General features: G+C 30.2%; 26 protein-coding genes. 1 reads left to right on the top strand and 25 read right to left on the bottom strand.

Annotated elements, in window-relative coordinates:
* Nucleotides 1–3: 3 nt before the first annotated feature.
* The 24 genes from EDB96_RS17280 to EDB96_RS17165 form a co-directional block, all read right to left on the bottom strand.
* Nucleotides 4–1,089, bottom strand: coding sequence for a glycosyltransferase family 4 protein (locus EDB96_RS17280; protein ID WP_134142225.1), 1,086 nt, complete (start codon nucleotides 1,087–1,089; stop codon nucleotides 4–6).
* Nucleotides 1,079–2,116 (bottom strand): glycosyltransferase, encoded by a 1,038-nt coding sequence (locus EDB96_RS17275; protein WP_134142222.1) that lies wholly within the window; start codon nucleotides 2,114–2,116, stop codon nucleotides 1,079–1,081. Before EDB96_RS17275 ends, EDB96_RS17280 begins: the two co-directional genes overlap by 11 nt.
* Nucleotides 2,109–3,254 (bottom strand): EpsG family protein, encoded by a 1,146-nt coding sequence (locus EDB96_RS17270; protein ID WP_134142220.1) that lies wholly within the window; start codon nucleotides 3,252–3,254, stop codon nucleotides 2,109–2,111. The genes EDB96_RS17275 and EDB96_RS17270 overlap by 8 nt, the downstream gene beginning before the upstream one ends.
* Nucleotides 3,255–3,296: 42 nt before the next feature.
* On the bottom strand, nucleotides 3,297–4,598 hold the full coding sequence (locus EDB96_RS17265) for a glycosyltransferase (protein ID WP_134142219.1): 1,302 nt from the start codon (nucleotides 4,596–4,598) through the stop codon (nucleotides 3,297–3,299).
* A 47-nt stretch (nucleotides 4,599–4,645) separates the two neighbouring features.
* The gene (locus tag EDB96_RS17260) at nucleotides 4,646–5,533 is read right to left on the bottom strand and encodes an alpha-1,2-fucosyltransferase (RefSeq protein ID WP_134142217.1); all 888 of its coding nucleotides are present in this window, start codon (nucleotides 5,531–5,533) and stop codon (nucleotides 4,646–4,648) included.
* A gap of 3 nt (nucleotides 5,534–5,536) precedes the next feature.
* A complete protein-coding gene (locus tag EDB96_RS17255) occupies nucleotides 5,537–6,757 on the bottom strand; it encodes a glycosyltransferase (RefSeq protein ID WP_134142216.1) in 1,221 nt (406 codons plus the stop codon).
* 8 nt (nucleotides 6,758–6,765) lie between these two features.
* Entirely contained in the window at nucleotides 6,766–8,235 is a 1,470-nt protein-coding gene (locus EDB96_RS17250) for an O-antigen translocase (RefSeq protein ID WP_134142215.1), read from the bottom strand.
* Nucleotides 8,235–8,711 carry an acyltransferase gene (locus tag EDB96_RS21300; protein WP_134142213.1) on the bottom strand — a complete coding sequence of 159 codons (477 nt, stop codon included), beginning with the start codon at nucleotides 8,709–8,711 and terminating at the stop codon, nucleotides 8,235–8,237. The genes EDB96_RS17250 and EDB96_RS21300 overlap by 1 nt, the downstream gene beginning before the upstream one ends.
* A 106-nt stretch (nucleotides 8,712–8,817) precedes the next feature.
* Nucleotides 8,818–9,924 carry a DegT/DnrJ/EryC1/StrS family aminotransferase gene (locus tag EDB96_RS17240; protein ID WP_134142212.1) on the bottom strand — a complete coding sequence of 369 codons (1,107 nt, stop codon included), beginning with the start codon at nucleotides 9,922–9,924 and terminating at the stop codon, nucleotides 8,818–8,820.
* Complete coding sequence (locus EDB96_RS17235; protein WP_134142211.1) at nucleotides 9,921–10,469, bottom strand: acyltransferase; 549 nt, start codon at nucleotides 10,467–10,469, stop codon at nucleotides 9,921–9,923. The genes EDB96_RS17240 and EDB96_RS17235 overlap by 4 nt, the downstream gene beginning before the upstream one ends.
* On the bottom strand, nucleotides 10,462–10,881 hold the full coding sequence (locus EDB96_RS17230; protein ID WP_134142210.1) for a sugar 3,4-ketoisomerase: 420 nt from the start codon (nucleotides 10,879–10,881) through the stop codon (nucleotides 10,462–10,464). The genes EDB96_RS17235 and EDB96_RS17230 overlap by 8 nt, the downstream gene beginning before the upstream one ends.
* Nucleotides 10,878–11,279, bottom strand: coding sequence for a sugar 3,4-ketoisomerase (locus tag EDB96_RS17225; RefSeq protein WP_134142208.1), 402 nt, complete (start codon nucleotides 11,277–11,279; stop codon nucleotides 10,878–10,880). Before EDB96_RS17225 ends, EDB96_RS17230 begins: the two co-directional genes overlap by 4 nt.
* Nucleotides 11,280–11,289: 10 nt before the next feature.
* The gene (locus EDB96_RS17220) at nucleotides 11,290–12,354 is read right to left on the bottom strand and encodes a Wzz/FepE/Etk N-terminal domain-containing protein (RefSeq protein WP_134142207.1); all 1,065 of its coding nucleotides are present in this window, start codon (nucleotides 12,352–12,354) and stop codon (nucleotides 11,290–11,292) included.
* A 6-nt stretch (nucleotides 12,355–12,360) separates the two neighbouring features.
* Entirely contained in the window at nucleotides 12,361–14,790 is a 2,430-nt protein-coding gene (locus tag EDB96_RS17215) for an SLBB domain-containing protein (protein ID WP_134142205.1), read from the bottom strand.
* 47 nt (nucleotides 14,791–14,837) lie between these two features.
* Nucleotides 14,838–15,884, bottom strand: a complete 1,047-nt coding sequence (rfbB, locus tag EDB96_RS17210) for a dTDP-glucose 4,6-dehydratase (protein ID WP_134142204.1) — start codon at nucleotides 15,882–15,884, stop codon at nucleotides 14,838–14,840.
* A 10-nt stretch (nucleotides 15,885–15,894) separates the two neighbouring features.
* Nucleotides 15,895–16,902 (bottom strand): mannose-1-phosphate guanylyltransferase, encoded by a 1,008-nt coding sequence (locus EDB96_RS17205; protein ID WP_134142203.1) that lies wholly within the window; start codon nucleotides 16,900–16,902, stop codon nucleotides 15,895–15,897.
* A 32-nt stretch (nucleotides 16,903–16,934) separates the two neighbouring features.
* The gene (locus tag EDB96_RS17200) at nucleotides 16,935–18,224 is read right to left on the bottom strand and encodes a nucleotide sugar dehydrogenase (protein ID WP_134142202.1); all 1,290 of its coding nucleotides are present in this window, start codon (nucleotides 18,222–18,224) and stop codon (nucleotides 16,935–16,937) included.
* A gap of 281 nt (nucleotides 18,225–18,505) precedes the next feature.
* Nucleotides 18,506–18,970 (bottom strand): UpxY family transcription antiterminator, encoded by a 465-nt coding sequence (locus EDB96_RS17195; protein ID WP_057114907.1) that lies wholly within the window; start codon nucleotides 18,968–18,970, stop codon nucleotides 18,506–18,508.
* Nucleotides 18,971–19,042: 72 nt separating this feature from the next.
* A complete protein-coding gene (locus EDB96_RS17190) occupies nucleotides 19,043–20,434 on the bottom strand; it encodes a UDP-glucose 6-dehydrogenase (protein ID WP_134142200.1) in 1,392 nt (463 codons plus the stop codon).
* Nucleotides 20,435–20,460: 26 nt separating this feature from the next.
* Entirely contained in the window at nucleotides 20,461–21,444 is a 984-nt protein-coding gene (locus EDB96_RS17185; RefSeq protein ID WP_134142199.1) for an SDR family oxidoreductase, read from the bottom strand.
* Nucleotides 21,445–21,455: 11 nt separating this feature from the next.
* Nucleotides 21,456–23,903: a polysaccharide biosynthesis tyrosine autokinase gene (locus EDB96_RS17180; RefSeq protein ID WP_134142198.1), complete on the bottom strand. Its 2,448-nt coding sequence runs from the start codon at nucleotides 23,901–23,903 to the stop codon at nucleotides 21,456–21,458.
* 12 nt (nucleotides 23,904–23,915) lie between these two features.
* Nucleotides 23,916–24,713: a polysaccharide biosynthesis/export family protein gene (locus tag EDB96_RS17175; protein WP_057114911.1), complete on the bottom strand. Its 798-nt coding sequence runs from the start codon at nucleotides 24,711–24,713 to the stop codon at nucleotides 23,916–23,918.
* A gap of 69 nt (nucleotides 24,714–24,782) precedes the next feature.
* Nucleotides 24,783–25,403: a recombination mediator RecR gene (gene recR, locus EDB96_RS17170; RefSeq protein ID WP_057114912.1), complete on the bottom strand. Its 621-nt coding sequence runs from the start codon at nucleotides 25,401–25,403 to the stop codon at nucleotides 24,783–24,785.
* Between the two features lie 141 nt (nucleotides 25,404–25,544).
* Nucleotides 25,545–25,910 (bottom strand): CoA-binding protein, encoded by a 366-nt coding sequence (locus tag EDB96_RS17165; RefSeq protein WP_134142196.1) that lies wholly within the window; start codon nucleotides 25,908–25,910, stop codon nucleotides 25,545–25,547.
* A 154-nt stretch (nucleotides 25,911–26,064) separates the two neighbouring features.
* Here EDB96_RS17165 and EDB96_RS17160 point away from each other — a divergent pair, with 154 nt between their 5' ends.
* Nucleotides 26,065–26,694 (top strand): MarC family NAAT transporter, encoded by a 630-nt coding sequence (locus tag EDB96_RS17160; protein WP_134142195.1) that lies wholly within the window; start codon nucleotides 26,065–26,067, stop codon nucleotides 26,692–26,694.
* An 81-nt stretch (nucleotides 26,695–26,775) separates the two neighbouring features.
* Here the strand turns inward: EDB96_RS17160 and EDB96_RS17155 are convergent.
* Nucleotides 26,776–26,984 (bottom strand): arginine deiminase-related protein (locus tag EDB96_RS17155; RefSeq protein WP_243839374.1); only part of this gene is annotated, 209 nt, incomplete at its 5' end.

Below are 26,984 nucleotides of genomic sequence, written 5' to 3'. Positions count from 1 at the left end.
AGATTACATCTCTAATTCATGCAAAAATTTTAATGCTTCAACTTGTGGATTAAATTTTTCCACTTGCTTCATTGCTTTCAAATTATAAGCTTCCATATCAATGTTTAAACTTTCATGCAAACCTTTTGTAATATCTTCAATACTATATGGATCGACATATATTCCTGCATTTCCTACAACTTCAGGAATTGAGCTAACATTTGAAACAACAACAGGACAATTATAATTCATGGCTTCTAATGGAGGAATACCAAATCCTTCATACAATGATACATATACTAAAGCATTAGCTTTTCTATATAAATTTTCAAGTTCTTTATCATTGACATATCCAGAAAATTGAACTTGATTGTTAAGTTTTAATTTCTCAATTAGAGTTATTATTTCTTCATATTGCCAACCTAAATTACCAACAATGATTAACTTATAGTCTTTTACTGTTTCAGAAAATAATGCAAATGCCTTTATAAGTCTTAGCAAATTTTTTCCTGGCTGGATAGTTGAAACTGTTATGAAAAAATTTTCATCACGATTTATAGACTCTTGATTAGCTGTTTTCGGCACTATAGTGTTGTAAATTACTAATATTTTCTCTTCAGAAACATTTAAATATTTTTTTAAATCATTCTTCGAGTTTTCACTAACTGTTATTATTTTATCAGCTGCTCTCGCACTCATTTTTGTTATTGTTTCTACATATAACTGTTGAGATCTACCATATTTTTTAAAAATAAAAGGTACAATATCGTGTATAGTAGTTATATACTTTTTCGCTGAAAATCTAAAAAAGATCGGTATTGCGACACTGGGAGAAAACAAAATATCCGATTTAAATTTAAAAGGGAACACAAACTGCTCGTAGAAAATTCTTCGAATCTTTGAATCTTTAATGACATGCTCAATTATAATGACATTTGAAAATTTTTTTAATTCTTCAAATTGTTGAATTTTTTTTGAAACATGAAGTTCATATTTATTCTTTTCATCTAGAATCAAAACTTCTTTAAAAAGCCTTAAGAAAAAATACCCAGTACCAGTAAGTTTCTCATCAAAGGGAAGCAAATTTACTGCAATTTTTTTATAGCTCATACAATTTAACGTGTTTAGAAATTATTTGATCCCATGTAATTTGTCCTTGAAAGTTTTGAATATTTTCAAGTATTTTTTTTCTTTCTTTCTCTTCAAAAAATAAATTCTGAATAGCATCTAATCTATAATTGTAATCATTTTCTATATCAAATAATAAAGCATATTTACTTAAACCTGAATCAAAATCTCCCTTATTTGAAACTACAAGGCAATTATTTTCAATACCAGCTAAAAAAGAACCTCTCCTCATTGATATACCATCAGGGAACGGTAAATACAGTATTTTGGAATTTTGTAATAAGTCAGATACTGCTATATCAGTATTATTAAAAAAACATTCAATATCATTATCGTTTTTGTTAAGAAATAATGTGTTCGAATATTCTTTAAATCGTTCCTGAACTTGTCCCACAACAATAAATTTTACTGGCAGAGACTTATTTTTTGATATCCTTGCAATTTCAATAAAGTCTTCTATTCCTTTATGAGGTCTAATGTGTCCAAAATAAGCGATATCAAATTTTCGATCTTCCCAATTAATCTTTTCTTCAGGAGACGCAATATTGCTAGCAATATTTATTACTTCTGATTTATCTTTAACAAACTTAAATTTATTGATGACAAAATTTCTTTCCTGCTCTGTTGTAAAAATTATATGGTCTGAGCAATAAAAAAAAAGACTTGTTGCCAATCTCGCCTTTCTTGTTCGTTGAGAATATTCATGCAGAGTAACAATTCTTTTCTTAGACTTTAATAAAAAAAACAATAAAATAGGATACAGACTATAGCCATATCCTTCTGTAGGATATTGCAAATGAACTGTTGTATAATTTTTTTTTATTTTTTTTAACTGACTCCAAAACTTAAAAAATGTCCAGTCTCGCCATACCAACAAATCTATAATGTTAGAAAGGTTAGATTTTTGCAAATTCTTAAAAAGTTTTTCAGTATAGTCGCCAACACCACAAATATCTGGATTATATGATCCGGTAATAAGTACTATTTTATTCTCCGAAAATTTATGCATCTAAAAACGTTTTATAAGGTAAATATAATTCTGGGTAGGCATTTAATGAACTTAGCAATTGAAAAAAGCCGTAAAAAAATAAGACACTAAGAAAAATTAATTTAGATCTTTTATCGGCATAACTCCAAAAACGACCAATTAAAACTATCTCAATGAATGTAAAGTAGGTTGAAAACATTTGAAAAATTGCAGATCCATTAAATAAAAGATAAACTGCAAAACCAACTACATAAATATTTAAAAAATAATCTGAGATGGTATCCAAAACAGATTTATTTAATTTAATAACATATAGATAAAAACATAGAAACACCCCTCTTTTAATTGCTGACAATGTCATCAAAACTAAAGGATTTGTATTTTCTGAAATTGTAGTTTCACTATTCTCAGAATAAAAGATCAATCTGTCCACAATAGCCCCTCCCGCAGAAAATGACTGACCTATTAGTCCTACAAGTTTTAATGGCAACTGAGGTATTCCTATTAATAAACAGATAAACAATATTACTAAAATTTGTTTTGCTGTAAATCTTTTTTTGGGAATAAACCATGCAAAAGCAAGCATTAATGAGCTTCGATGAAACAAAAAAGCTATCGTTTGCCAAATCAAATATTTTCCAAATTTCTTTTCGTGCACATAATAAAAGACAAACAAAGCGGCCCCTAACGCAATTATTCTTCTATTACTGCCCATAAATTGAGCAACAAAAAAAGCATTATAAAAAACAAAAAGTGAAATATTAGGGTTTGGAGAAAATTTTCTAATAAAAAGATAAACTATTCCTACTGCTATAAGACTATCTACTAATAGTAAAACTGTATAATTATCTACAAAAAACTTTATAAAAATGTTCAAAAGAACATATCCAAACTCAAACGAATATATTTGGATAAAAAACAGCTCATCAAAGTTAAAATCAACATTATCAAATAATCCTTTATAAGAAATCCAATCTGTCCCTGTGTCCCATCTAAGTCCAGTAAATAAAAAAAGAAAAAAAGCGCACAAGAAAGCTGTTAAAAATCTATATTTTTTTAACTCATGAACAGATTCAAAAACTGTCAGTAAAAAAAGCACGAAGAATATAAATAAATAGATAAATCCATTTACGAACAACTCGTTAATTAAATTAATCAAATTCTTCTTTTTTAGTCAATTGAAAAATACGTCTCTTTTGATTTAATATTTGATATTATTGCTATCGTATTTTTTGTCAATAATATGTATTTGCGATTCGTACCTACCAAAAGAACGTAACAAGCGGATAAAAAGTAAATACTTCTCAAAACCAATCATTTTGTATAAGGCCCTTGTAGCAACGTTAAATATTTTTAATTTACGATCTACCCCTTGTAAATTTTCTTTGGTAACTTTATCCAAATTGACAGTTGAGTTTTTCATCATCCCATTTTTCTTGAAAGCTTGATGTAAAGATTTTTCTCCACTAGAAAAAGGATTAGAAAATCTATTTTCTCCTTTCATTACCAATGAACGATAAATTCTTCTATGAAAACTCTTTATAGCATCTCCATTGTCGTAGAAATTATAAGAATATTTTTCATTAATATAGGCATCAAAGATCTCCTTTTTTTCATGTATTGCTTTTGCATAAACATCTGTTAAAAGCTTGATATCATCATACTCTTTAATATTTGAAATGTTGTTTTGTATTACATTCCCCTTTTTTAATTCAGAATAATTATACCCTGAATAATGAACAAACAAAACTGGAAAGGCTGAATTGTCTTGACTTCCTTCTCTATTTTTAACTTTAAGAATATCATTTTCAACCAAAACTTTACGCTCGAAAAAATTCCATGGAGCAATATTCATTCCTAAGTGACGAGAAACATATAATTCTTCACTCGTAAAAAAACAAGGTAAAAAGTCCATCCATTTTTGATCTGTATAAAAAGAGTCATAAGAATCTATATAGCATTTATCAAGTAATCGTTGATGCCACCAAGAAATCATTTTTGCCGAAGAAGAACTTCTTTTTATAGCGCAAAAGCCTAGATTAAAAACCCCTGTACTTAATAAACCGCTTTCTGATCGATCTCCGTTAAATTCATCTTGAATAGCCGTTATATGTGGTGTTAAAACAATAGAATGATTATCTAATATTTCAAATATGGGATTTATACTATTGTATATGTAAATATCTGGATCTAGATAAATGATTTTTTCGTAATTCGTTTTTTCTAAGAAATAAGAAAAAGCAGAAGGCTTTATTGATGTGCAAAATTCTGTTAAATCATATTTAAAGGTCATATCTAGCCAATTTGACTCAGATATATTTAATTTATCTTTTGCTATAATTATATTATCTGCAAGTTGTTTTTTATCTACATTTTGAGAAAATTGATCTGCAACAAAAATAAAAAAATCGACATCTGGATTTTTTTCTTTTAAAGATTCTTCCAGTATTTGAGCCAATCCAATATAATTTTTTGCAACAATAGTAAAAACACAATTTTTCATCTACAAGGTCTTTTTTAACGAGTGTATTTTGTTAGGAGGTGTAAATCTTAATTATAATCTTTTATCTTCAACCAATTTGAAGGATAAAAATCTTTTGTTTCAAGGTTATTTACAAAGTAATTTGGAACAATAACTTCTTTTGAATTATTTGTATTTAAATAAGAGCCCCACCAACTAAAAGTACTATTTGAATTAACGTTATATTTACAATTACTCATTAAATACATATCTTTCCAGGAATCTTTTCCATTGTTACAGTCGATAAAAGTACATCTATCCATTACAAAGTTTTCTTTAACCCAATTCAGATCATTTGAGAATACAAAAAAATGGGGTTTTTCAACTAATTGATTAATCTTATCAATTGCATTTTCAAAATAACCTTTAGTGCATACCGAACCGTACATTTCAAAATTGATTCCTTTCATGTAGTCGCCTCTTCGAACATGTATCGAAACACTTTCTGTTTTTTTTATTTGTTCTAAATGAGACAGATTTTCCACATCTTCTACTTCTAATTTAAAAGTTTCTAATACTTGTTTTTTATTAGATTCAAAATATTTTTCTGAATGCCATCCTCCATATAAAAAACGAATTCCTTTCGATGATTTTAGTAGAGATTCGTCGAAATCGTAATTTGCACTTTCTTCAAATAATGTGATTCCAAAAAAATTAAGTAATTTAATGAGAGGTTTAGAAAAATAAGGATGTTTTTTGATCGTTAAAATTCTAAAAAGAAGAAAAAGAATAGAATTTACCACAGTCTCTTTTACTTCAATATTAAAAACTCGCTCAAGCTCATACCCATTATGACTAATATGTGATCTTTTATCAAATATAAATCGAGTGGACTTGTCCAGCTTCTTTTTTTGTAAATAAAATGCGTATTGAGACATTTGGTTGCCGAGACCGTTAAATATTACTACAACATCCATGTGTTAATTCTTAATTTTTTGTAAGATTTTCACACTAACCTTATGTGTGAAATATAAAATATTGATTAAAATAATTTCAAAATTTGAAAAGAATTTATTACTTCCAATTAATATTTTTTCAGCAACAACTTTTATGTCATAATGGATTGTCAACATTTCTTTACTCTTTAATGACATTATTTCATACTCTGAATCGTTAACAGTAATAACTGTTTCTAAAAGATCTTCAAAATTTAGATATGATATTTTTTTTTGCAGAACTTCTCCAATTGTAGAATAATTATCATGAAAAAAACCAACTGAAAAATTTTCTTTTTGGTAAGCTACAGCTGTAACTACAATTTTATTCTTGTTAGCAGCATCTAGAACTGTAGTACCCATTCCAACGTAAACGTCAGATTTCGATATAAAATCATTAATCTTATGATAAGGAACTTCGTCTATAGTTAAAATATTATTAGATGTACTTTCCGGCAATTTTAAAATTAGTTCTTGCAACTCCATTTTACCTTTCCCGTTACCAATTATCGTCAAAGATGTATTCGGATACTTTTTATGTAATTTAGCAAAAGAATTAACTAAACCAAGTACGTATCCCTTAAATGGAAACTCGAATCTAGTTACAGTTAACACATTAAAAATGTCATTTCTTTTATTGACGAATTTATCATCATTTATAAATAGGGGTAATCTGCAAATATTGAAACTAACATTTTCAGTTATTTTATAAAATTCTACGCATTTACTTATACAAGTTTCATCCATAAATATCAAGTTCCCTTTTCTAAGCATTGATCCTATCATTGACTTGGCGAAAACCTTAAATACTTTTGGATTATAAAATGTTGAATTTGGATGAACAATATATAAAACGTGGCTAAATCTCACACCGTATTTTGACTTTATAAGTAAAACAGAACATTTTAAAAATTCAGGCAAAAATTGTGAGACTACTATCGGATTTTCTATCGATTGAAAGCTTAATATTTCATTATTTAAGGAGTAGAAATTTTTTGAACTGCTTTTATAAATATAATGTTCAAAATTTACTTTGTGAGAATCCTCTGCTATACTTTCGTTAATTTTAGTTTCTGTTAAAAGTATTATGCGATAATTATTTGCCCCATAATACTTCATCAATCTTAATATAAGAGTTTCAGTTCCTCCCATACTAAAATTAAAGCAATAAAATATTATAGTTTTTGAAAACTGATTGTTAAGCATTGTAAATGTTATTTTTTCTTGATAAAAGACATTATACCTATTCTCTTATTCAATTCAAAAAAGCTAATAGTACCAGACAAAATTATAATTAAAGAACATAATGTATAAGATAACCATCCTCCAAATAGATTTATAATTACGACTGAAGAAAGCGCTAAAATCACTTGTGTAAAGAATATCTTAATAAATGATTTATTAAAACTCATATTATATTTAAATCTAGCAACTAAATAAATTTGGCATAAATAAAAAACAAAACCAACAGCAAAAGCAATACCAACACCTTTAAGACCAAAAAAAGAATAACCTACTAATGTCAGACAAAGCATATAAAAATTTCCTGTTAATTCATTCCAAAGAAATGTTCTTGTATCTCCTTTAGCAAGAAAAATAAAACCTATCGACCAAGTTACCGCCTTAAACAATATTCCTATCGCAATCCAATGCAACATAGAATCTATTTCAACAAATTTTTTGGAATATAAAATAATGATTATTAATTTTATAAAAACCATAAAGATCAATAAAATTGGAGACAATACTAAAATTGCAATTTCAGCTTGCTGATTAATTTCTTTTTTACATAGATTGTTATCTTTTGATACTGATGATAATCTGGGATAATAATCAGTTGCCATTGCTGTAAATATTAAGCTTACATAAGTATTGACAATTGCAAATCCAGCACTGAATAATCCTACCTGCTCTATTCCTCCTGTTTTACTGATATAAATTTGAGTTATGTAATTACAGCCCAATGTTATTATTCCACTTAAACTAATCATAAAGCCCGAAATCATCATGCTTTTGCTTTCCGCATAAATTCTTAGTTTTGAAACTTTAATTTTTTCAACAATTATTTTTTTTGAAAAATATCTAGAAGTAGCAAAAGATACGATTGCTGCTATAATCATCGATGGGACTATACCATCTACATGATAATAATAATAAATAGGAAAAGTTAACAATAACCCAATCGCACTTCCTACTATATTCGCTTTTGCTAAATAATTTAACTTTCTTAGTCCCTGTAAAATCACAAGCTGACCTGTGGTTAATTGATTAAATAGTAAAACAATTGAAATCCAAATAAATGACAATGTATAATTAATATTTCCAAAGGCTAATTTGCTTAGTGCTTGTGAAAATACGATCATGAAAAGCATTCCTAAAAGCCCAGTAAAGAAAATCATTCTTTTCAATACTTTTATAATTCTTGCAATTCGGATATTATTTGTTGTACCGTTTGCCAATGCAACGTCTTTAACACCACTAGTTCCTAAACCAAAATTTGTAAAACTTCCAACTAAATTAATTGTCGAAAGAAATAAACCTGCAATTCCTAATCCAGCTGGACCAATATAGACTGCAATAAATTTAGTTCGCACTATTGAAATCAAAATATTAAAAATTTGAACCCCTCCAAATATAGAAGTTGCTTTAACAATATTTCTATATGAATTCCGACTTTCTTTCATTAAATAGTTTTAATAATTTTAGCAGGAACCCCTCCAATGATAACATTTTTTGGAAATTTGCCAGTAACCACACAACCTGATGCAACAATTGTATTCTCTCCGATCAAAGAGTTTTTAAGTATAATTACATTGTTACCAATCCAAACATTTTTTTCAATAATTACACTTCCAATTTCTCCAATTTCTCTTCTTTTATCAGGAGATATACCATGGGCTTCGTGATCCATAATTGTAACATTCTGTCCTATAAGAGTATTATCTCCAATCTCAATGTAATTTGCAGCAATACATATAATATTATTATTCGTATTAACTTTATTCCCTATTTTTATTATTGAATTATTAGTTCTCGCTTGAAATTCAATACTACCTCCCCTATGTCCTCCTCCTTCTTTTAATCCAAAAAAACAGAAATCTCCAATCTCAACGGTTCCTTTTCCACTACAGATCGTAAACTGTTGAATCGATGGCTTCATTTTATACTTGATCCTTTTATCAATTATAGCTTTCCAATTAGGTAGCCAAAATAAGAAAAATTGGTTTTTATAATAAACTAGGGCTCTTACATAGGCCCATCCCTTTTTAAACACTATAGTTATTTAATTTATTTATTATTTCGCTAATATCAGAATCAGACAAAACAGGACTAATAGGCAAACTTAATACCTCATTGTGAATTTTTTCAGAAATTGGATAACTTAAGTTATTCCATTCACTGTAAGCGTCCTGTTTATGGGGAGGAATTGGATAATGAATTACGGTTTGGATATTATTTTCTGTTAAATAATTTTGAAGTGAAACCCTATCTTGCGTCCTTATTACAAATAAATGCCAAACGTGCGACTCTCTTCTTTCGACAATCGGTAATATGATCTTTGAATTTTTTATTTCAGAGAGATATCTTTCTGCTACGTTTCTTTTATATTCTGTTTCTTCATCAAGCTTCGCTAATTTTACAGAAAGAAGCGCTGCTTGTAATTCGTCTAAACGGCTGTTAATACCCTTAAATTTATTTTGATATTTAACATGTGAACCATAATTTAACAATGCTCTCAATGTTTCAGCTAAGTGATCGTCCGAAGTTGTTATTGCACCAGCATCGCCTAAAGCTCCCAAATTTTTTCCTGGATAAAAGCTAAATCCCGCTGCATCGCCAAAATTACCTGCTTTTATTCCTAACTTATTTGTAGCGCCGTGCGATTGTGCACAATCTTCTATTACTTTTAATTTATATTTTTTGGCAATTTCGGAAATAACCTCCATGTCACACAATTGACCATAAAGATGAACAGGTAAAATTGCTACCGTTTTTGAAGTTATTGACTGCTCAATTTTTTTAACATCTATATTATAAGTTAAAATATCTGGTTCAACCAATATAGGTATTAGATTATTAGCTGAAATAGCTAATATACTTGCTATATATGTATTTGAAGGCACTAAAACTTCATCTCCATCTTTAAAAATTCCCAGTTCTTTATAAGCTCTAATGATTAATATCAAAGCGTCTAATCCATTAGCAACTCCTACACAATGTTTAACTCCACAATAATCTGCAAATTCCTGTTCGAATTTTTTTAGTTCATTGCCCATAATATACCATCCTGAGTCTACAACTCTTTCAAAAGCATTTAGTAAATCTTTTTTATGGTTTTGATTAATTTGATATAAATCTAAAAATTTTATCATTTTTTAACTGGTTTAAATCCTTCTAAATAATATTGTGATCCAGTATTTTTATCTTTCAAATCTAAATCCAGTAAAATACCTTCTTCTGTTATAAATCCTTTATGCCTTGCTGGGTTACCATACCAAACAGTATACGGATTAATAGACTTCGTTAATACACTTCCCGCACCAACAAAAGCTTTATTGCCAATTTCTATTCCTGCCACAATTGTTGAATTTGCTCCTATTGAACATCCTTTGTTTAAAATTGTCTTTTTAAATTCTTTCGGATAAACTTTTGATCGTGGAACAAGATCATTAGTAAATGTTACATTCGGTCCTACAAAGACATCATCTTCAATTTTTACACCATCCCAAATTTGTACTCCAGATTTTACCGTTACATTATTACCGATTTCAACATCGTTTTCAATAAAACAATTGCAATTAATATTACAATTATTACCAATCTGTGCTTGTGATAAAATTACTGTAAATTGCCAAACCAATGTATTATTACCAATATTCGAAGATTGCACATCTGACAAAGGGTGTATATTATTCATTTATATAATTAAGGTAATCGTTAAAGTTTCTAATATAATCCGATTCGCTATATTCGTGAGAAGCTAAGACCAAACAAATAGAACCGCTAGAAAAATTAATTTCTGAAGCCCAAATACCGGGAGGCACATGTAATCCTAAATCAGGTCTGTTTAAAAGTACCTGTCTTTTAGTTACTCCATCATCTAATAAGACTTCAAAACTACCACTAGCCGCAACCAAAAATTGATGACACTCTTTATGTGCATGAGCTCCACGAGATTCTCCGCCAGGAATATCATATAAATAAAAAATCCTTTTTATATCGAAAGGAATTTCAACATTATTATTAACAGCTGTTATATGCCCATTTCTATCGCCTTTTTGTTCTAAGTACAATAGATTACAATCAAAAACAGTTTTTCTATTACTCATTTTTCTAACTCTTGTTTAAATTCCTCAAAATCTCTTAAATAATCCTCATGGGAAAACGTTTCACTTGAAACATGTAATGCTAAAGAATTGGTTGAAAAATTTTCCATATGTCTCCAAGTTTTTGCTGGCAGATATAATCCGTAATAACTTCTGTTCAATGAAATTTTTTCAGTTGAACCGTCAAGATTAGTTATCACCACATCAAAACTCCCGCTTAGAGCGATAATTACTTCTTCCTGATTCTTATATGCATGTCCTCCTCTAACTTCTCCACCAGGAACATCATAGGTCCAAAAAGTTCTTTTAATTTCAAATGGAATTTGATTTGGATTTTGTAAAAATGTAAGATTGCCTCTTGGATCTTGAATTTTTGGAAAATCTAATATTTTAGGTTTCATAAATTTTTATTTAAAGAAAATAATTTAATAATCTTTTCAACATTAAATAAATAATCGTTAAAAAGCCCCCTGCAAAACCTCCTAGAAGAATTCCTTTGGCTTTACCAAAACGCTCTTTTGCTAAAGGTAATATTGGTCTGTCTACAACTTGAATTAGAGGAGTTTCTTTTCGAAGTGTTACTTTTGCAAGTTCAGTTTGCTTAACCAATTCCGTTAATATAGCTGTGTTAGCCTGAACATCAACCTGTCTTTTTGCGGATGGAGTTCTTTTTACATTCAGAGCAGGATTTAAGCCAAATGTATTATCATTTGCAATCGCTACACCTGTGATAGCATTATTTAGCTCCCGACGCACAGAATCAACCTGGCGTTCTAATATCTGCATATTCATTCTAGCTTTCTTACTTTTAGTATCTACATAAAAAAGCCCCACTTGCCTTGCTAGAGATTCGCAAAAAAACTTAGCAAATAACTCATTTGTTGAAGAAACATCAATACTTATAATCGATATTTTCTTATCTTTTTGGCCTACACTTAACCCCGTCTTGGATAAATTTCCATATATATCACCTAAAATACTATCCTGTACCCTTGTAAATTTAGTTCTGTCTGCATCTGGTAAAAATTTTATTGATGCATACTTAGGATCTTTGTCCCAGCCATCTCGTAATTTATTAATTTCAAGATACATTTCTACCAAAGACATATTTTTGCCATTAAAAGTAACAGGTGAAAGCAATGTTTTTTCAACCATTGATCTGGATTTGAACAACTCTGTTAAATTTGAACCTTCAAAAATTCCTCCACCACTTCCTCCTACATCAAGACCAAATGTACTAGCCAATCCTAATGCTCCTCCTAATCCACCAGATTTTTCATCCTCCAAGGCAAAAGAAAGGGTAGCTTTATATATTGGTTTTTTAATAATTGAATAAGTTAAACCAAGTGCTGCTCCTATAAAAGCAATTAGGATAATGATCTTCCATTTAGAAAACAAATAGTTTTTCCATTCTTTGATTTTGCCTACTAAATCCTTTAACGATAGTTCATCACTTTGAACAGGTATTTTATCCATCGAAATTTATTTAAATGCAGTAACAATTAACAATGCTAAACTAGCAAATGCAGTTCCTAGACCAGCCCATTCTCCTGCGCTCATTTTCTTTCTTTCTGGTTTTTCTGGGACCACAATTTGTGAATCTGGCTCCACTTTAGGATAAGACCTAAAAAATAAAAATGAAGTTGTTACATCTGCTTTTCCATTAGGATAAATAATATAAGCTTTTCTCTTCCATCCTTTACTATCGACCCCGCCAACAGAATTGATGTAATATTTAAATCCTTTTCCACTTCTATATGGTATTTCGGAAGTCAATAATACATTTCCTGTTACTTTTACACCTTCATTATAAACGGCTACTTCGATCTCATCTCCAGGAAATAACGTCACATTCGAATAATGATTTTTATCCTTTACAATTTTTTCCCAATTTACAGGAATAGTCACGTACTTTAAATCTTCACTTAATTTTTTGCTCAATTTTTCTTTGATGGTATCACTTTTTGATAAATTCAGATCAACTCGTTCTAGTTGTTCAATTTGCTCTTTTTTAATTGGTCGTTTAATTTTCATACCATCTAAATTAGCAATAGAAGTAAGTCCGCCAGCCCTCATCACAACATTATAAACTGTTTCTTTCTTATTAGCTAAAACGTACTTACCCGGATAACTTACTGCGCCAGTTATAGACACCATTTCAGGTTTTTCATAAACCGCCATTCTTCTTATATTAATAACATCGAATGGTTTTAAAACAAAGTTTTTTATTTGCTCATTATTATCTGCTGTAATTTCCAGTTCTACTAATTCAATGCGTTTAGGATCTGCGTCATCAATTTCATCTGATTTTACCATTCTAGCAATTTCAACTCGTTTAGAAGCTGAACCCGTTAATCCTCCAACCTGAACAACTAGATCATTCAAAGTTAAATTCTCAAAATACTCATATTCACCAGGATTTTTTACTTCACCGTCAATTGTAACTTTATATTCTTCTCTAAAATCTAATATTGAGTAAACAGTTACAATATCTTCTCTTTTTAATTCTATATCAGCATTTAAGTCTCCACTTAAGGCAGCGCTTAAATCGACATTTACAATTTCTGTAGTTAAATCGGTTTTTAAACGAATGATTCTTGCTCTTTTTGTATAAGCATCCTCTTTCAAGCCTTCTGCTCTTGTAATAAGATCAGAAATCCTCATTCCTTGAGTGTATGAATAGTAATCTGGCCTGAAGACTGCGCCTTCAATTTTGATACGATTTTCAAAACGGTTTAGAATTTTAGTAACTCGAAATACATCTCCGGATTGTGGTTGATAAGTACTATATTCACTCTCGTTTATATCATGAACCTTAAATTCTTTACCTGTTTTTTGCAAGACATTTACAGATGCAGTATATGCAAATTCGTTAAATCCAGATGCAAAATTTAATAAATCAGAGAATTTTTCTCCTTTTTTCATTTCAAAAATTCCTGGACGCTTGACTTCTCCTTCTACAGTAACTCTTTGACTGTAAGCAGGGATTCTAATTACATCATTATCTTTTAAACTAACATTGTCAGACTGATCCCCTTTCACCAAAAATCGATAAATATCAATATTTCTATAAACTTTATTATTCCTGATTAATTCAATGTTTCTGTAACTTCCATTTCTGCCTGGTCCTCCCGCTAAATGTAAAGCATTATAAACTGTTGCTAAAGAAGAAATAGAATAGTTACCCGGCTGTTTACCTCCAACAACTGTAATTTTAATAGTACGAATACGTCCTAAACTTACACTTACTTGAGATTGTCCTGATGCAACTGTACTGTAAACTCGCGCTATAGCTGCTCTTATTTTTTGGGTTGCTGCTTCAATAGACATCCCAGAAACTGCTATTTGCCCAACATAGTCAATAGTAATTTTTCCTTCGACACTTACTGGAATACTTGCATTATATTCTTGAACTCCATAAACACTAACCTGCAATTCATCTCCAGGTCCTAAAATATAATTCATAGGTGTTGCAAGTTTCAAATCTGGTTCAAAATTTAATGTTGGATTATCAAACAATTCCGAACCAAAAATTAAAGCATTTACAGTGTCCTTAACTTTTTCATTTACAATTTTTTCCTGTTTTCGCCCAGAATCACTATCTGTTTTTTTTAGACTATTCTCTTTAGCTTTTGAATCTTTAGAGTTTTTCTTCTCAAATTCGACTAGCCTAGTTCTAAGTTTATTAAATTCTATCTGACTCATGCCTCTAGAAATTGCCATTGGCTCAACTTGATCTATTGATGTATTATTACTTTTTAATTGTGTATTAATTTTAGCTAAGTCATCATCTGATAAATAATCAACTTTAATTGTGCTTAAATCTTTTGATTTTAATATGTCTTGTGCATTTGAATTAAAAGAAATTAATAGAGTAAAAAATAGTGTAAGAACGTATAATATTTTTTTCATATTGATTTATAGTTTAATCTTAAAGAAAAAGCGAAAATAGAATGTTTTTATGAGTATTGTTTTTTATAATAATCTTTATAAGACCCTGATGTCACGTTTAGCAACCAATCTTCATTATTTAAATACCAATCTATGGTCTTTTCTAATCCTTCTTCGAAAGTAACAGATGGTTTCCAACCTAATTCTTTATTAATTTTTGAAGCATCAATTGCATATCGTAAATCATGACCAGGTCTATCTTTAACATATGTAATCAATTCTTCTGAAGTTCCTTTTTCTCTTCCTAATTTTTGATCCATAATTTGGCAAAGCAATTTTACTAAATCAATATTTTTCCATTCATTAAAGCCTCCAATATTGTAAGTCTCATGATTCTTTCCTTCATGAAAAACCAAATCAATAGCAATAGCATGATCTTCAACAAAAAGCCAATCACGAGTATAATTTCCGTCACCATAAACAGGTAAAGCCTTCTTATTTATAATGTTATTAATAAAAAGCGGTATTAGTTTTTCAGGAAAATGATATGAACCATAATTGTTTGAGCAATTTGTCAAGACATATGGTAAGCCATAAGTTTCTCCATAAGCGCGCACAAAATGATCCGAGCTAGCTTTTGATGCTGAATACGGTGAATTTGGATCGTAAGGAGTTGTTTCTGTAAAAAGTCCGTCGGCTCCTAATGAACCATATACTTCATCTGTACTAATGTGATAAAATCTTTTTCCTTCAAAATTATCTTTCCATTGATTTTTAGCTGCATTTAATAAATTCATGGTTCCAATAACATTAGTTTTCACAAAAGCTAATGGATCTTCTATAGAGCGGTCAACATGAGATTCTGCGGCCAAGTGCAGAACACCATCAAAATTATGTGTTGTAAAAAGATTGTTTATAAAATTTTCATCTACAATATCTCCTTTTACGAAAGTATAATTTGATTTATCTTCAATATCCTTTATATTCTCCAGATTCCCAGCATAAGTCAAGGCATCCAAATTAAAGATTTGATAATCTGGATATTTATTAACAAAACGTCTTACTACATGAGAACCAATAAAACCAGCGCCGCCAGTTATAAGAATTTTTTTCATTTTAATTTTATTAATTTAATAAATCTGAATTTATTTTTTCTAATTCACTGTAGATATCTTTTACATCTTGTGAGTTTTCTTTTTGCAAAATTAAATTAGCGGTATCTGTATACACAAAAATAGTATTTTTTAGTCCCAGAAAAGTTGTGTGCTTCCCAGAACCAATAACCATATTACCGTTCTTATCAACTGGATGCCCTTTCAGAATTAAATAATCATAAACCGATTCAAAAGAACCTAAATCTGACCATGAAAAAGAAGCAGGAACGACTTTAATTTTTTTACTGCGTTCCATCACAGCATAATCGATACTAATGGACGGAATTTGCATTGATAGTTCCAAATCTAAAAATCCTTCTTTCGATGCTTCCCAAACTGCTTTGGATTTTTCATAAACATCTGGCTGAAATTGCTTTAACTCATCTAACAGTACTCCTGCCTTAAAACAAAACATGCCACTATTCCATAAAAAATTACCTTTTGCAATAAATTCTTTTGCAGTTGTTTCATTAGGTTTTTCACGAAATGATACGACTTTATCACCTTTCGATTCAATATAACCATAACCTGTTTCTGGCTTTGTAGGTATAATTCCAAATGTTACTATGAAGCCTTCTTTAGCTTTTGAAACTGCTTCTTGGATAGCATTGTTATAATCATCCATTTTATCAATAATATGATCAGAAGGAGTTATAATTAAAACATCATCAGGATCTGATGCAAAAGCCGCAAATGCTATGGCAGCTGCTGTATTTCTTGGAGTAGCCTCAACAATATTCAAATAAGTTGTATTGGTTTTATCCATTACTTTACCACTCAAATGATGATTGTCGACATTACCTACGACCATTACTTTATTTGCTAAGTGACTATTACGTTCAACAGTCATTTCAAATAAAGATTTATTTTCAAATATTTCTAAATATTGTTTTGGCTGGCTCTTACGAGAAAGTGGCCATAATCTGCTTCCTACACCACCTGTTAAAACTACATGTATAATTGAATTATTATTTTCCATTTTTCTTTTTTAAATTAAAAAAGCTTCAAATATTATAACCTGTTATCGGCTATATTACCTAAAACTCCTTTTACATCATATAATAAACTATTTGATTTTTGCAATTCAGCAAAATCTAACTCTAAAAACTCTGAATGAGAAACCCCTAGGACTATCGCGTCAAATTTATTATCAGGAATAGAGCCTAATGTTATTAAATTATATTCTTTTATTACATCATTTGCATTTGCAAGTGGATCATATATTGTTACTAAAATTCCATATTCTTTTAATGCTTTTACAACATCAACAATTTTAGTATTTCTAACATCTGGGCAATTTTCTTTGAAAGTAATACCAAGCATTAATAATTCAGCTCCATTAACAGAAATGCCTTTTTTTATCATTAGCTTAACTATTTGTGAAGCTACATATTCTCCCATGCTGTCATTTAAACGTCTTCCTGCTAAAATTATTTCGGGATGATAACCAAATTCTTGTGCTCTTTGTGCTAAATAATAAGGATCTACTCCTATACAATGTCCGCCAACAAGGCCTGGTTTAAAGGGTAAAAAATTCCACTTTGTTGAAGCCGCTTCTAATACTTCTTGAGTATCAATATTCATTAAATTGAATATTTTAGCTAGTTCGTTTACAAAAGCAATATTGATATCACGTTGTGAATTTTCAATAACTTTTGCGGCCTCTGCAACTTTAATTGATGGAGCTAGATGAGTTCCTGCAGTGATTACTGATTTATACAAAGCATCAACTTTTAAACCTATTTCTGGAGTTGAACCTGAAGTCACTTTTAAAATTTTTTCAACGGTATGTTCCTTATCTCCTGGGTTTATTCTTTCTGGAGAGTATCCTGCGTAAAAATCTTCATTGAATACTAAACCTGAAGCTTGTTCTAAAACTGGCACACATTGTTCTTCTGTAACACCTGGATAGACTGTAGATTCATAAATGACAACATCTCCTTTTTTTAAAACCTTTCCAACCGTCTCGCTAGATTTATACAATGGTGTTAAATCTGGTCGATTATTTTTATCGACAGGTGTAGGAACCGTAACTATATAATAATTACAATTTGCAATATCATTTAATGAAGTTGTACAATATAAACCTATTTCTTGATCTGGTGAATCAACTAGGACATTTTGTAAAACATCATCTTCAACTTCTAAGGTTGTATCTGTTCCGGATTTTAAAGAATTAACTCTTGATTCATTTATATCAAACCCAACAACTGAATATTTTGTAGCAAATAATCGAGCTAAAGGCAATCCAACATATCCTAAACCAATAACCGCAATTTTTACTTTATTTTTTAATTCCATTTTTTTTAATTTATTTAGGTCACTAAAACTCACGGCTTCGCCGTTCTGAGTCACAAATCTTTGACCCAGATACCTAAATTAATCATTTTCGGCAAATATAGTACAATAACTCTACTTTTTCAATACGGTTTCCCGTATTACTTAAAAAGTAATTGTTAATAAAAAAGCACTTAATTCCAATGCGTTATTAATCAGGGTGTAAATAATTACTTTATAAAAAAACAGAAGAAAAAAATCTAAAAAAGATTCTCTCTTCTGTTAATTTTACTTTGATAACGCTGTTATTTATATTTTATTTTCAAAACACATCCTAATGTTTCCAATACAAGAGTATAATAACTATTAGATATTTCTTGTACAATTGCATTTTGATTACTAAATGCCCCTGATTCTAATTTGATTTTATCTCCCACTTGAATTGCCGAAACAGTTACATCACTAATATTAGGAGCTTTAAGGCTCTTTTTTATAATTTCTATTTCCTGATCTTTTACAATAGCTGGTTTGCCTAACCAAAATAGATATCTCACCACACCTGCTACCTGAAAAACCGAATTTCTTTCAGAATCTGACAATTGAACAAAAACATAGGAATTAAAAAGTGGCACTTCAATCTTTTTCTTTCGATCTGACCATTGTTTAACTTGAGTAATTAGAGGGCAATAGGTTTCTATACCCAATTGACTCAGCTTATCTGCAACTTTTTTTTCCCATTTAGGTTTTGTATAGACTACGTACCAATTCATTTTTTTATTTATAACGAAGTAAGACTCACTACTACTTCACATTTTCCACTTTCACTTCACTACAAAATCAATTTATGAACCTATTCCATTATAAACAAAGCCAATTGATTCTAGTTCTTTACCATTTAAAATATTTCTGCCGTCAAAAACAAATGCGGGCTTATGCATAGAGTCATAGATTTTTTTCCAATCGTAAGTTGTAAACTCATCCCATTCTGTTAAGACTGCAATAGCATGAGAGTTTTTACAAGCTTCATAGGCATTATCGAAAACATTTAAAGCATTTGCATTTTCATCTGCTATTCTTGTTTCAAGATAATTCAAATCAGAAAGCATTTTATTTCGCGAAACTTTTGGATCGTAAACTGAAATTTTAGCTTGTTCATTGATTAAGTCATCCGCAACATAAATCGCTGCAGATTCTCTAGTATCATTTGTATCTTTTTTGAAAGCCCAGCCTAAAAATGTAATTTTCTTATCGGCTACTGTATTATATAATGTTTGAACAATTTTATTCGAAAATCTTCTTTTTTGATGATCATTCATAATAATTACCTGCTCCCAATAATCTGCAACTTCATTTAATCCATATGATTTTGCGATATAAACCAAATTCAAAATGTCTTTCTGAAAACAAGAGCCACCAAAACCTACCGAAGCTTTTAGAAATTTTGGACCAATTCTGCTGTCCATCCCAATTGCTCTTGCAACTTCATTTACATCTGCACCTGTTTTTTCGCATAATTCCGACATTGCATTGATGGACGAAATTCGTTGTGCCAAAAATGCATTTGCAGTAAGTTTAGACAATTCTGAAGACCAAACATTTGTTGTCAAAATCTTGTCTATATTTACCCAATTTGCATAAACATCAACTAGTGCTTGAATTGCTTCTTGACCTTCTGGAGTTGTATCTCCACCAATAAGAATTCTGTCAGGATTTAATAAATCTGTAACTGCTGTTCCTTCTGCCAAAAATTCAGGATTAGATAAAATCTGGAATTGAACTCCATTTCCTGTATTATCTAAAATACTTTTAATTGCTTCAGCCGTTCTAACTGGTAAAGTCGATTTTTCAACAACTATTTTATTTTGCTTTGCAACTCTCGCGATTTGTCTTGCACATAATTCGATATATTTTAAATCTGCTGCCATACCTTTTCCTTTTCCATAAGTTTTGGTTGGCGTATTTACCGAAATAAATATCATTTGAGCTTCGTCTATTGCTTTATCAACATCTGTAGAAAAAAACAAATTTCTTCCTCTTGCTTCCGAAACAATTTCAGAAAGTCCCGGCTCATATATTGGAATATTTTCAGGATTTGGATCATTCCAGTCTGCAATTCTTTGTTCATTTAAATCGACAACTGTAACTTGAATATGTGGACATTTTTGAGCAATTACTGCCATTGTAGGCCCACCAACATATCCTGCACCAATGCAGCAAATTTTTGTAATTTTCATTTGATCTATTATTATCTTGATCTAGTTTATTTTAAATTATTCCAATACCACTCAACAGCTTCTTTTAATCCATCTTGTAAAGAATATTTCGGATTGTAGCCTAGTACTTTTTTTGCTTTTTCAATACTTGCCAGCGAATGTGGAATGTCGCCAGCTCTATTTTCTCCATAAACAACTTGAACGTCATTTATCTTTGGATCGAATTCAGATAAATATTCTTTTAAATATTTAACTAAATCATTTAATGTGTTTCTATCTCCGAACGCTGTATTATAAACAGAATTAACTGCTTCTGGATTTTGACTCGTCATTGCCAGCTCATTCATCTGAATCACATTATCTATATATGTAAAATCGCGAGAATAATTTCCGTCACCATTAATTATCGGACTTTCGTAATTCATGAATTGCATGACGAATTTCGGTATTACAGCTGCATAAGCTCCATTGGGATCTTGCTTTCTTCCGAAAACATTAAAGTAACGCAATCCAATTGTTTCTAATCCATATGTTTTACTGAAGATTTCAGCATATAATTCATTCACATATTTAGTAATAGCATAAGGAGATAATGGTTTTCCAATTACCTCTTCTACTTTTGGCAATCCTTCAGAGTCTCCGTAAGTTGAAGAACTAGCAGCGTATACAAAACGTTTTACTTTTGCATCACGAGCTGCTGTAAGCATATTTAAAAAACCAGAAACATTTACATCGTTTGTAGTGATAGGATCTTTTATTGATCGAGGAACAGATCCTAAAGCTGCTTGATGCAAAACGTAATCTACTCCTTCAACAGCCACATTACAATCTTCTAGATTTCGAATATCTCCTTCAATTAATTTAAAATCAGGATTATCTAAAAAATCTTTTAAATTATGGCGATGCCCAGTCGAAAAATTATCTAAACAAATTACTTTATGACCACATTTTAAAAAATACTCCGTCAAATTTGAACCGATAAATCCAGCTCCGCCTGTAATTAAAATTATATTTTTTGCTGTGTTTTCCATTAACCAAAAGATTAGCTTTTTCTAAATCTATTTAAAAGTGTTTGCCAAAAACCAATTTTCACTTCCTCTTCATGATAACCGTTTGAATAAGCACCATAGCCATATCCATACCCGTAAGCTGTACCGTATTTAGCTTTATTTTCATAGCCATTTAATACAATACTAACATTATTTAATTCTCCACGCTTGATTCTCGTATTTAGCAACGTAATCATTTCCTTTTTGGTATAATTCTGTCTAACAATATATAATGTTACATCTGCAAACTGAACTAATTCTAATGAATCGGCAACTAAACCGACTGGAGGTGTATCCAAAATTACATAATCATACTTCTGCTTTAATTCATCAATTAATTCCTTCATAGCATCACTTAATATAAGCTCAGAAGGATTTGGCGGAATTGGACCAGAAAGGATCACATCTAAATTTGGAATTTGAGTTGAATTAGTAATTTCCTCTAAACTATTTTGCTTAATTAAATAATTAACAACTCCTAAAGGTGTTGTCAATTCAAACTCATCTGCTAGTCTCGGTTTTCTTAAATCTAAGCCAACAATTACAGTTTTCTTTTCACTTAACGCAAAAACTGTTGCAATATTTATAGAACAAAATGTTTTTCCTTCACCACTAATTGAAGAAGTAATCATTAAAGTTTTTGATCCGCTTACTTGTTGTTTTTTATATAAAAACTGAAGAGAAGATCGTATTCCTCTAAAAGCCTCAGAAAGAGCAGACTTAGGTTTATCGAATACCGCTAAACTTTTTGTGTCTTTATTTATACCAATTACTCCAAGCAATGGTATTTGAGTTAATTTACTAATATCTTCTGTATTCTGAATAGAATTATTAATGAAGAATATTGCAAAAACAAACAATAAAGGAATTAAAGTCCCTAAAAATAGAGCCATTACATAATTCACAGAAGTTTTAGGCCCAATTAAGCCTCCTCCAATATCTTTTGCCGGATCAATAAAATGGATATCTGATAAATTAGAAGCTTTTACAATTTCTGCTTCATTTCTCTTTTGAAGAAATTCAGTATAGATATTATCATTTAAATCATATTTCCTTTTGATTTTAAGCAGTTCTTGCTGTTCAGCAGGAAGTTTTCGAACTGTGCTTTCTGCTTGGCCAATTTTCGCATTTACTAATGACAAATCATAAAGTAATGACGTTTTTGCTGTCGCAATATTCTCTTGAAGCACATTTTTTACAGCTTCCATTTGATTGTCAAAATCTTTAAAGATTTTTTCACTTTTTACAGCATAAGCCATTTCTGATCTTTGAGTTGAAAGCGCAATTAACTTTGAAACACTCGCGACAATATTTGGATCTTCAATTCCTGCTACTGAAGGCGCTGGTAATCTAGAATAATCATTACTGCTGTTTAAATATGATTTTAACGAATTGTAATATGCTATTTTTCGAGTTACTTCATCTTTCTCAACATCAAAATTCATTATTTTATCAGAAACTTTAGAACCGCCATCTTCTATTTGAAAGATGTTTTTATCTTTTTGAAAAGTTTTTAGTTCATTCCCAGTCTGCTTCAACTGGGATTCCATCGCAACTAGAGTGCTATCAATGAATCGAATAGTATTTGTTGCAAATTGATTTTTACCATCTAACTGAATTTTGATGAGCATTTTCACAGTCGAATTTAAATAATCAACCATTCTAGCTTTATTTGTTCCCTGCATCGACAGTGTCAGCAATGAACCACTTCCTTTATCACCTTCAACATTTAGTCCTCTATATGCGGCAACAGTTCCGTCAAAATCATTGAATTTGACAAAATATTCTTTCCCTTTATAGAAACCTGGATTATCGTTTATTTGAAGTTTCCAGTTTAAGAAAGGAAGATTAACATGTTCTCCTACTTTATATCTTTTTGAAAAATTTCCCGGTTGTACAGAAGTATTACTATAAGTATTTGTACTATACGTAATTAAGGAAACAGAATTACCTTCAAACGGAATTTGAATTTGATATTCATTTTCACTCAAGAACTTAATGCTTATTAATGTATTGGCTAACTGTCCTTTTGATTTATCAATATCTATATAAAAAGGAACAGCTCCATAAGAATCAATAAAATTATATTTTCCCTGCTCTAAATAATCGATATAAAATTGCAGTTTGTCAACTACCAATTCATTATGAGATCTCGATTTTAGAATAGTAGAAATTCCATTTACCTGATCTGAGATTCCCCCCCAGTTAAAAACTAAACTTGTATTTGAAGTAAAAAACGGATTACTTTCTTCTTTAATAGAAATCATAGTCTGCATTCCGTAAATTTTCTCTTTACGAATGTTTACTTGATAAGCTATTGTAAATGCAATAATTAAACTAATTAAAAACCATTTCCAATAACTGGCAATTTTTAACAAAAATCCCTTAAAATCAAAATTGGAATGATTCTCAAAAATGGAAAAATCTTTAATATCTAACATTTTCTAAATCTTTTAATTTTTGATAATAAGATAAACTGTTGTTGCTAAAGATAACAATGTAATGATGGTTCCAATTGACTGTATACCTGTTTGACCAGTTCCCCATGTTTTTTGCCTTAACGGTTTTACATAGATATAATCGTTTGGCTGTAAATAATAATAGGGCGATTTCATCACATTTATATCTGTTAGATCAATATCGTTCATTTGTACACCTGTTGGCGTTTGACGAATTACAGTTACTGCCTTTCTATTACCTACAGTAGTAATATCTCCAGCATTGGCAATAGCTTCTAGAATAGTTACATTATCTTTAAATAATGTTTTTGTGCCTGTACTTCCAACTTCTCCGTTAATTGTATATCGAAATCCTGCTAATTTTACGGTAACAAAAATATTAGCTTCGCTTTTGAAATATTCTTCAAGTAATTTCTTTTCAATTTTTACACGAACTTCATCAAGAGTATAACCAATTACATTTATTTCCCCTAAAATTGGCATTCTTATATTTCCGTGATCATCAACTGTAAATCCGTCAAAATATAGACCAGATTCCGATTTTGAGGTTTGGGCAGCATCGGCCGCATTGGTTGTATTAAAAATAGAAACCAACTTAGGATCAATTGCTTTTATAGTAACACTTAAAACATCATTAACCTGTAATCTGTATGGTTTTGATTCTACTGCAGCAATAGAACTCTGCTCACTTGAAGTACTTTTATCCTGAAGATAAACTAAATCTTTAATCGGAATGCAAGACGTAAATAATACCGAGATTAATAAGAATAGATAAAAGCTGTTTTTTGTCATTAGTCTAATTTTAGCACAAATATAGTTTTTCCTTTAATCTATAGAAAAAACGTAATTATTATTTGGGGGTTAATTATTTTTAAAAGTTTTTTCGAAAGGAACTCTGTGTAAAATACTTCTTCCTAGTGTTACTTCATCAGCATATTCTAACTCGTCTCCAACAGATATTCCTCTTGCAATTGTTGAGATTACAATATCCGAATTTCCAATTTGTTTATAAATATAAAAATTCGTTGTATCTCCTTCCATTGTTGAACTTAGAGCAAAAATAATTTCAACCACTTTTCCAGATTTCACCTTTTCAACCAAACTCGAAATATTTAGCTGATTTGGCCCAACTCCTTCAATAGGTGAAATTTTCCCTCCAAGGACATGATAAATTCCTTTAAACTGGCCAGTATTTTCTATCGCCATTACATCTCGAATATCTTCAACAACACATATTGTCTCATGATTTCTAAGATGATTGGCACATATTTCGCAAATTTTAGTATCAGAAATATTATGACAGCTTTCGCAAAACTTAATATCCTCACGCATATTTAATAATGCTTGAGACAAAAAAGAGGTTTGTTCCTTGGGCTGTTTAAGCAGATGAAGAACTAATCGAAGTGCTGTACGTTTACCAATTCCTGGTAATTGCGACATTTCGTTAACCGCTTTCTCAATTAATTTTGATGAAAATTCCATGACGACAAAAGTAATACTTTTAATGGTTTAGCTGGCATTGGTACAATTAAATTGAATACCAATAAATACTGCAAATTAATTATAAAACAATATCTATTTGATCAAAATGAATCTCGTTGCAAAGTAAACCGCTAAGTATTTTTAATATTGATTAGTTGCTAATAAAACCAGTGTACAAGCTACTTCTACTTGAATATCATTCAATTCTAATAACTGATACAATTCTGGATTTTCAGTTCCTGGATTAAAGACAACTCTTTTTGGTTTTGCTTCAATTATATAATTATAATAATCTCTCTGACGACCTGGATTCAGATATAAAGTAATTGTATCAATGTTTTTTACTGGTATTGCTTTAGTCTGAATTTTTACTCCGGCTACCTCTCCTGCTTTTTGACCAATCGCTAAAACAGAATGTCCTTTTCCTACGAGCATATTTACAGCTCTGTATGAATAACGATCTGGATTTGTCGATGCTCCTATAACTAATGTTTTTTTACTTTTCATTGTTTTCATTTAGATTGCAAAAGTAATCAAAAAGAACCATTTAATCTTTATGTCTTTGACTCAGAATCAACAACAATTAAAAACATTATCCTAACATTATTTCTTATAAAAACATCAAAAAATAACTACTTTTACTTTATTAACCCAAACCAATATGGAATTATTTATTTACTTATTTGCCGCTTTGTTCTCTGTACTAAACCCAATTGGAACCGTACCTATTTTTGTCGGACTAACCCAACATGATTCAAAAAAAGAAAGATCCCGAATCTCACTGTGGACTGCTATTAATGTTTTCATAATATTATTGGTTTCCTATTTCATAGGACAATATGTATTGACTTTTTTTGGAATCAGCATTGATGCTTTAAGAATTGCCGGCGGAATTGTTATTGTGAATTCTGGCTTTTCTCTGCTCTCAGGAAAATTCAATAAAAAACGAGGAATCAATAAAAAAATTGAAAATGAAGCACAACAAAGAAATGACATTGCTCTAACGCCTTTAGCAATTCCGATGCTTGCTGGTCCTGGTTCAATGTCACTTTTAATTGCTTTTTACCAAGAACACCATGAAATCCATGAAATAATAATTTCATCATTGGCTATATTAGCAATTGCAGTAGCAATTTTTGTAATCCTAAAAAGCGCTCATTATTTAGCTAGAATTCTAGGAGCTTCTGGTATAGTTGCTATTTCTAGAATTGTTGGTTTTATAGTAATTTCAATTGGAATTCAGTATATCGTAAGTTCAATAGTAAATATCATCAAAGGAAATTTGATGTAAAATAAATTAATAAACAAAAAAGGGATAAAATCACAATTTTTTATGATTTTATCCCTTTTTTATTTTCGACATTTTATATCTCTAACTTCTAGGCAAGAAAACTTCAGCCATCATGCATCTTGCACTTCCACCGCCGCAAGCCTCGATTGTATCTAAACTTGAACTTAAAATTTCAGCATGATTCTCCAACTGGGCAATCTGCTTAGGAGTCAAACTTTGATGCGCCGATGCACTCATAACAATATACCGCTTATCATCTTTTCCTCTGACTTCTAACATATTTCCAGCAA

Origin of the sequence: Flavobacterium sp. S87F.05.LMB.W.Kidney.N (genome assembly GCF_004366435.1) — a bacterium.
In the GTDB taxonomy this organism is placed as follows: Bacteria; Bacteroidota; Bacteroidia; order Flavobacteriales; family Flavobacteriaceae; genus Flavobacterium.
The sequence above is the reverse complement of the archived record's forward strand: the minus strand, read 5'-3'. Positions and strand labels throughout refer to the sequence as shown.

Coding starts and splice junctions, on each gene's coding strand:
- EDB96_RS17235 (WP_134142211.1), bottom strand. CDS start 10,469: ATGAATAATATACACCCTTTGTCAGATGTGCAATCTTCGAATATTGGT.
- EDB96_RS17250 (WP_134142215.1), bottom strand. CDS start 8,235: ATGAAAGAAAGTCGGAATTCATATAGAAATATTGTTAAAGCAACTTCT.
- EDB96_RS17215 (WP_134142205.1), bottom strand. CDS start 14,790: ATGAAAAAAATATTATACGTTCTTACACTATTTTTTACTCTATTAATT.
- EDB96_RS17220 (WP_134142207.1), bottom strand. CDS start 12,354: ATGGATAAAATACCTGTTCAAAGTGATGAACTATCGTTAAAGGATTTA.
- EDB96_RS17280 (WP_134142225.1), bottom strand. CDS start 1,089: ATGAGCTATAAAAAAATTGCAGTAAATTTGCTTCCCTTTGATGAGAAA.
- EDB96_RS17205 (WP_134142203.1), bottom strand. CDS start 16,902: ATGGAAAATAATAATTCAATTATACATGTAGTTTTAACAGGTGGTGTA.
- EDB96_RS17165 (WP_134142196.1), bottom strand. CDS start 25,910: ATGAAAAGTAAAAAAACATTAGTTATAGGAGCATCGACAAATCCAGAT.
- EDB96_RS21300 (WP_134142213.1), bottom strand. CDS start 8,711: ATGAAGCCATCGATTCAACAGTTTACGATCTGTAGTGGAAAAGGAACC.
- rfbB (WP_134142204.1), bottom strand. CDS start 15,884: ATGAAAAAAATTCTTATAACTGGCGGCGCTGGTTTTATTGGTTCTCAT.
- EDB96_RS17200 (WP_134142202.1), bottom strand. CDS start 18,224: ATGGAATTAAAAAATAAAGTAAAAATTGCGGTTATTGGTTTAGGATAT.
- EDB96_RS17240 (WP_134142212.1), bottom strand. CDS start 9,924: ATGATAAAATTTTTAGATTTATATCAAATTAATCAAAACCATAAAAAA.
- EDB96_RS17225 (WP_134142208.1), bottom strand. CDS start 11,279: ATGAAACCTAAAATATTAGATTTTCCAAAAATTCAAGATCCAAGAGGC.
- EDB96_RS17185 (WP_134142199.1), bottom strand. CDS start 21,444: ATGGAAAACACAGCAAAAAATATAATTTTAATTACAGGCGGAGCTGGA.
- EDB96_RS17180 (WP_134142198.1), bottom strand. CDS start 23,903: ATGTTAGATATTAAAGATTTTTCCATTTTTGAGAATCATTCCAATTTT.
- EDB96_RS17260 (WP_134142217.1), bottom strand. CDS start 5,533: ATGGATGTTGTAGTAATATTTAACGGTCTCGGCAACCAAATGTCTCAA.
- EDB96_RS17160 (WP_134142195.1), top strand. CDS start 26,065: ATGGAATTATTTATTTACTTATTTGCCGCTTTGTTCTCTGTACTAAAC.
- EDB96_RS17190 (WP_134142200.1), bottom strand. CDS start 20,434: ATGAAAATTACAAAAATTTGCTGCATTGGTGCAGGATATGTTGGTGGG.
- EDB96_RS17230 (WP_134142210.1), bottom strand. CDS start 10,881: ATGAGTAATAGAAAAACTGTTTTTGATTGTAATCTATTGTACTTAGAA.
- EDB96_RS17195 (WP_057114907.1), bottom strand. CDS start 18,970: ATGAATTGGTACGTAGTCTATACAAAACCTAAATGGGAAAAAAAAGTT.
- EDB96_RS17175 (WP_057114911.1), bottom strand. CDS start 24,713: ATGACAAAAAACAGCTTTTATCTATTCTTATTAATCTCGGTATTATTT.
- EDB96_RS17265 (WP_134142219.1), bottom strand. CDS start 4,598: ATGAAAAATTGTGTTTTTACTATTGTTGCAAAAAATTATATTGGATTG.
- EDB96_RS17255 (WP_134142216.1), bottom strand. CDS start 6,757: ATGCTTAACAATCAGTTTTCAAAAACTATAATATTTTATTGCTTTAAT.
- EDB96_RS17275 (WP_134142222.1), bottom strand. CDS start 2,116: ATGCATAAATTTTCGGAGAATAAAATAGTACTTATTACCGGATCATAT.
- recR (WP_057114912.1), bottom strand. CDS start 25,403: ATGGAATTTTCATCAAAATTAATTGAGAAAGCGGTTAACGAAATGTCG.